3 protein-coding genes are annotated in these 5,826 nt (G+C 56.3%); all 3 read left to right on the top strand.

Translation table 11 applies throughout. From position 1 onward, the window contains the following. Positions 1-3,127, top strand: a 3,127-nt coding sequence (locus Q7U71_04715; GenBank protein ID MDO9391061.1) for a PAS domain S-box protein, incomplete at its 5' end; no start/stop codon positions are given. A gap of 167 nt (positions 3,128-3,294) precedes the next feature. Then, positions 3,295-5,031, top strand: a complete 1,737-nt coding sequence (locus Q7U71_04710) for an ATP-binding protein (protein MDO9391060.1) — start codon at positions 3,295-3,297, stop codon at positions 5,029-5,031. A 280-nt stretch (positions 5,032-5,311) separates the two neighbouring features. Beyond that, positions 5,312-5,674, top strand: coding sequence for a response regulator (locus Q7U71_04705; protein MDO9391059.1), 363 nt, complete (start codon positions 5,312-5,314; stop codon positions 5,672-5,674). Positions 5,675-5,826: the final 152 nt, after the last annotated feature.

The following is a 5,826-nucleotide window of genomic DNA, read 5'->3' as shown; positions in this document are numbered from 1 at the left end:
CATCACCGAGCGCAAAAAGGGCGAGCAGGAACTGCGGGAAAGCGAGGAGCGTTTTAAGTCCCTGCATAACGCCTCCTTCGGCGGAATAGCGATCCACGACAAGGGGCTGGTGCTGGAATGCAACCAGGGGCTTTCTGACATCACCGGGTATTCCCGGGAAGAATTGCTAGGAAAGGACGGGCTGCTGCTTTTCCATAAGGATTCCCGTGATCAGGTCATGAACAACATACTTTCCGGTCATGAAAAACCCTATGAAGTGACAGGCCTGCGCAAGAACGGAGAAACATACCCGCTCCGGCTGGAAGGCAGGGGCATACCATATAAAGGAAAAAGCGTCAGGGCGGTGGAGTTCCGGGACATCACCGAAAGCAAGAGGGCGGAAAACTTGCAACGGGCCCTGTACCAAATATCGGATTCGGCCATCGGCTGCCGGGACCTTCAGCAGCTGTACCTCCAGGTCCACAAGACCATCGCCAAACTTATGCCCGCCGAGAACCTGTATATCGCTCTTTATGACGAAAAAACGGAGATCATTAGTTTCCCCTATTATAAAGACCAAAAAAACGATAACACCGCGTCGCGTAAATTCGGCAAGGGACTTACCGAACACATCATCACCAGCCAAAAGCCTTTGCTGGTGAACAAAGAGGTCCACGATCGGCTGCAAAAGGAGGGCCGGGCGGAGTTCATGGGCCAGCCTTCCAAACAGTGGCTGGGAGTGCCCCTGCAATTTGACAGCAAAACTTTCGGCACCCTGGTGATCCAAAGCTATGACGAAAAAGCGGAGTACACCCAAAGAGACCTGGAACTGTTGAGCTTTGTGGGCGGGAACGTGGCGGTGGCCATCCACAGCATAAAATCCGAACAGGAGCTGGCCGAAAGCGAGTCCCGCTACAAAACCTTCATGGACTCCGCCACCGACATCAGCTTTCTAAAGGACGATCAGCTGCGCTATCTGATGGTCAACAAGGCCCAGGAGGAATTCTTTGGCAAACCGGCCGGGTTGATACTGGGAAAGACCGACTACGAACTGATGCCCCCGGAGGCGGCCCAGTCCTGCCGGCTTTCGGACCAAATGGTGCTGGAAAGCAAACAGACCATGCTCAGCCACGAACAGACGGGCAACCGGGTCTACGAAGCCCGGAAATTTCCGGTGGAACTTCAGAACAGCAAGACCGGAGTGGGGGCCTACATCCGGGACATCACCGAACAGCAAAGGGCCGACCGGGCCATCCGGGAAAGCCAGGAAAAATACCGCGACCTGGTGGAGAACATCAACGATGTGGTGTTTGCGGTGGATATCCACGGAAAACTGATGTACATCAGCCCATCCGTCGAGCAGGTCTTTGGATATCGGCCCGACGAGATCATCGGACGGAATTTCATTGATTTCGTGGACGAAGCCGACCGGCCCCTGCTGGCCCGGGAGATGCAAAGCCACAGTCAGGGGGGCGTGGCCCCCGGCGAATACCGGATCACCACCAAGAATGGCGTCACCAAGTGGATCTCTTCCTCCAGCCGCCTGATAATGGAAGACGGGAAGCCGGTGGGCCTGAATGGCCTGATGACGGATATCACCGAGCGCAGGCAGGCCGGGGAGCAGATACGGCTGGCGGCCAAGAAGTGGGAGACCACCTTTGACTCCATCGGCGACGGGATCTGCCTGCTGGACCGGCAGTGGAAAATACTGCAGTGCAATCAGTCCTTCATCAACATGGTCGGCAGGCCCTATGCCGAGGTGCTGGGGCGGTCCTGCCACGATCTGTTCTACGGGACAGACCAGACATTGGAAAAGTCCCCATTGACCAGGATGGAACATTCCCTGCACCATGAGACACAGGAACTGGAGAGGGCCGGCCGTTTCCTGCTGGCCAAGGCTGACCCCATAATTGACCATCAGAAGGCACTGGCGGGCGCGGTGTACACGGTCACCGACATCACCGACCGCAAGCTGCTGGAGCAGGAGCTGCTGCAGGCCCAGAAGATGGAGGCGGTGGGCTTTCTGGCCGGGGGGGTGGCCCACGACTTCAACAACATGCTGGCCGGCATCGTGGGCAACGCCGAACTGCTGCAGCTTAAGATCTACGGCCAGAAGGAGCTGGAGAGCTATCTGGACAACATCATCAAGGCCTCGGGGCACGCCGCCGGCCTTACCAAGCAGCTGCTGGCCTTTGCCCGCAAGGGGCAGTACCAGCAGGTCCCGGTCAATGTCCACAAGGTGATAGCCGAGACCCTGGGCATCCTGGGCAACACCATAGACCGGCGGATCAAGATAGAGCAGCACCTGCGGGCCAACCCGGCGGTGATCCTGGGGGACCACAGCCAGCTGGAGAACGCCCTGATGAACCTGGGGATCAACGCCCGGGACGCCATGCCCCAGGGCGGCAAGCTGATCTTCTCCACCGACCTGATAAACCTGGACAAGGAATACATCCTTCAGCGCAACTACAAGGTGGAGCCCGGGCACTATATCCAGATCTCGGTGGACGATACCGGCAGCGGCATGAGCGAGGAGGTGAAGCGCCACCTGTTCGAGCCGTTCTTCACCACCAAGGAAAAGGGCCGGGGCACCGGACTGGGCCTGGCCGGGGTCTACGGCTGCATCAAGAACCACGGGGGCTCGGTAGAGGTGTATTCCGAACCGGGCCGGGGCACGGCCATCAAGCTGTACCTGCCGCTGTACGCCGATCTGACTGCGGCCGGGGAGCCGGACTTTGTCCAGCTTAAGGAAATGGCAGTTACCGCCGGCACCGGCAGCATCCTGATAGTGGATGACGAGGACATGATCCGGACCATAGCCGCCCAGATCCTTAAAACCGCGGGGTACCAGGTGCAGACCTGCGCCGACGGCCAGGAGGCGGTGGATCTTTATGCCAGGGATCACGGCAACATCGACCTGGTGATCATGGACATGGTGATGCCCCGATTGGACGGGCGGGAGGCTTTTAACCAGATGCGGAAAATTGAACCCCGGGTCAAAATGCTTTTGTCTTCGGGCTTTTCCGAGGACGGCGACGCCCAGGCCATTTTGGAGGACGGGGCGCTGGGATTCATCCAGAAGCCCTACCGCAGCGCGGAGCTGCTGCTGAGGGTGCAGCAGGCGTTGCAATTAACAAAGAACAATTAACATTGAACATATCAGCCACAGAGACGCAGAGACGCAGAGATGTAAAGGTATGATTAGGGTTTCGTGGTTTTAGTGGGCAAAGGTATTAATAAATCTGTGTTAATCTGTGAAATCTGCGGATGGGTAGGTTCTTCGGTAATCAAACCAACAACCAAGCGCTTAAAGACATGTTTCAGTTAAAGGGCCTGACCCTGAACCACAAAAGCACGGTGCTGATCATCCGCTGGCTGGTGGTGCTGCTGGTGATCTTCATGGCTGCCTACAGCCCCAAGGGTCTGGATTTCAGCAGTCCCAATTATCTGCTGTCGATAATATACCTGGTGCTGAACCTGGCCATCTCCTTCATCCCCCAGCGCTACTTTGACAAGGGCTGGTTTGTCTATGTCCTTTTTGTGCTGGACATCATCTTCGTCTCGGCGGTGGTCTATTTTGCCGAGGGCATAGACACCGACTTTTACCTGATATACTTCCTCAGCATCTTCATGTCCAGCGTGGGCCAGAGCCTGGGCGGCTCCTTTCCGGTGGCCATCGTCACCTCGCTGTTGTACGGCTGGCTGGTCTACAAGAAATACGGGCCGGACATGTTCTCCGAGCCCTCCTTCTGGCTGAGGATCCCGTTCTTCTTCCTGATCGCCATGTTCAGCAGCTTCTGGTCGGTGCAGGTGGCGGCCGAAAGAAAGAAGAAGGAGCAGGCCGAGGAATACGGCCAGCGGATGAAGAACGAGATCGAGCAGGCCACGGTGGAACTGCTTAAGATGAACGAAGAACTGAAATACTACAAGGAATACAACGACAACGTGATGGCCAGCATCACCAGCGGGGTGATAGTGGTGGACCTTTATTCCAAGGTCACCACCTTCAACCAGCAGGCCTCCGGTATCTTCAAGCTGCCGTCCTCGGCGGTGGTGGGAAAACCGCTGGATGAGTTCATAGAACTTAAACCGCTGGCCGAACTGCTGCAGCGCACCATGGAGACCGGCAGCAACATCCACCGCGATGAGATAGTGGTCAAGGTCGAGGGGGCCGAGGACGTTCCCATCGGACTGTCCACCTCGCTGCTCCACAGCCAGACCGCCCGCACCAACGGGGCCATCGCCATCTTCAACGACCTGTCCCGGACCAAAAGCCTGGAGGAGAGGGTGAAGCACTCGGAAAAGCTGGCGGTGCTGGGCGAGATGGCGGCGGTGATGGCCCACGAGATCCGCAATCCCCTTAACGCCATCGCCGGGTTCGCCCAGCTGCTGCAGACCAAGGTGGAGGAATCCGACCCCCGGCGCAAATACGTGGACATAGTCACCCAGGAGGCCTTTAGGATAGACACTCTGATCTCAGACATCCTGGATTTTGCCCACCAGAAGAAGACCGCCAACCTTGCGGTCAATGTGGAAAGCCTGGTGGACCGGGTGATTGCCGCCAAATCGGACCAGGCCAGGCGGAAGGAGGTAAGCCTGATAAAACAGGCCGCCGCCAATACCCCGGTGGTGATTGGCGATGCCGTCAGGCTGGAACGGATACTGCTGAACCTGGTGAATAACGCCATTGACGCCATGGACCAGCCGGGGGCCATAACCATCAAAACCGAACGGCTGGAGAGCGACCGGGGACCGGTGGCCTCGATCATGGTCCAGGATGAAGGCTGCGGCATACCGCTGGAGAACCTGGAGGCCATTTTCAAGCCGTTCTTTACCACCAAATCGGCCGGGACCGGGCTGGGCCTGGCCATCATCCAGAAGATCGTGGAGGAGCACCGCGGTCAGATCACCGTAAAAAGCCAGATAGACAAGGGAACCACTTTCAGCCTGGTCCTCCCTGCGGCGGCAGAGACGGAGACACAACCACCGGGGCAGACAGGAGCGCCTCCGCTGGAGCTAGGGCGCTTGAAGAAGCCCGACATAGAAGCGTAAGCGGATTAACATGATTTACTTTTTACAATCGAGTCACTGCGAGAAAACACACTTGCCGGACAGGTGAAGCAGTCTAATGAAAAAGTAGATTGCTTCGCAAGGCAAACTCGCAGACCATCTCGCAATGACACTAGGCAAAGGGCAATGAATCCGACTACGGGATACTTTCCTACGGGGTACTCTCCTACGGGGTACTCTCCTACGGGCCTACTTTCCTACGGGTAATACTCTACTACCGGCCTACGTTACTACTTACAAAATACAACCAAGGAGCACCAACATGAAGCGCATCATCGTGGCCGATGACGAGGCCAACATCAGACTGCTGATGGAGGCGGTTTTAACCGAAGAAGGTTACCAGGTGGTGACAGCGGCCACCGGCCGGGAGGCCCTGAGGAAGATACTTAAAGAGGACTTTGATCTGGGAATATTTGACATCAAGATGCCGGATATGAACGGCCTGGAGCTGATCCAGAGGATCCGGGAACTTAAAAAGACCTTTCCGGTGGTGGTCTGCTCGGCCTTCAAACACCTGCAGGACGACTACGTCATCGGCACTTCTGGCATTGCCGCCTATATCACCAAGCCGCTGAACTTGGAGGACTTCAAGAAAAGGATCAGGGAAATATTGGAGCCCAAATGATCGTCTTTTTGGGGGCATAAAAGGGGAAGGGATACCAAAAATGCTCTTAACAGCGGTATCTGTATTTAGTATAATACAGATACCATGCTACTTAAATTTAGCTAAATACAGACATCATGACAAACAAAAACCGCCCCGCAATCTTCTATAAT

The organism is bacterium (genome assembly GCA_030655055.1).
Classification (GTDB): Bacteria; Edwardsbacteria; AC1; order AC1; family EtOH8; genus UBA5202.
Note: the sequence above shows the minus strand (reverse complement) of the source record. Positions and strands in the feature narration are given on the sequence as shown.

What these genes read in the sequence shown, in the direction of transcription:
- Q7U71_04710 (MDO9391060.1), top strand. Translation starts at nt 3,295, where the DNA reads ATGTTTCAGTTAAAGGGCCTGACCCTGAACCACAAAAGCACGGTGCTG.
- Q7U71_04705 (MDO9391059.1), top strand. Translation starts at nt 5,312, where the DNA reads ATGAAGCGCATCATCGTGGCCGATGACGAGGCCAACATCAGACTGCTG.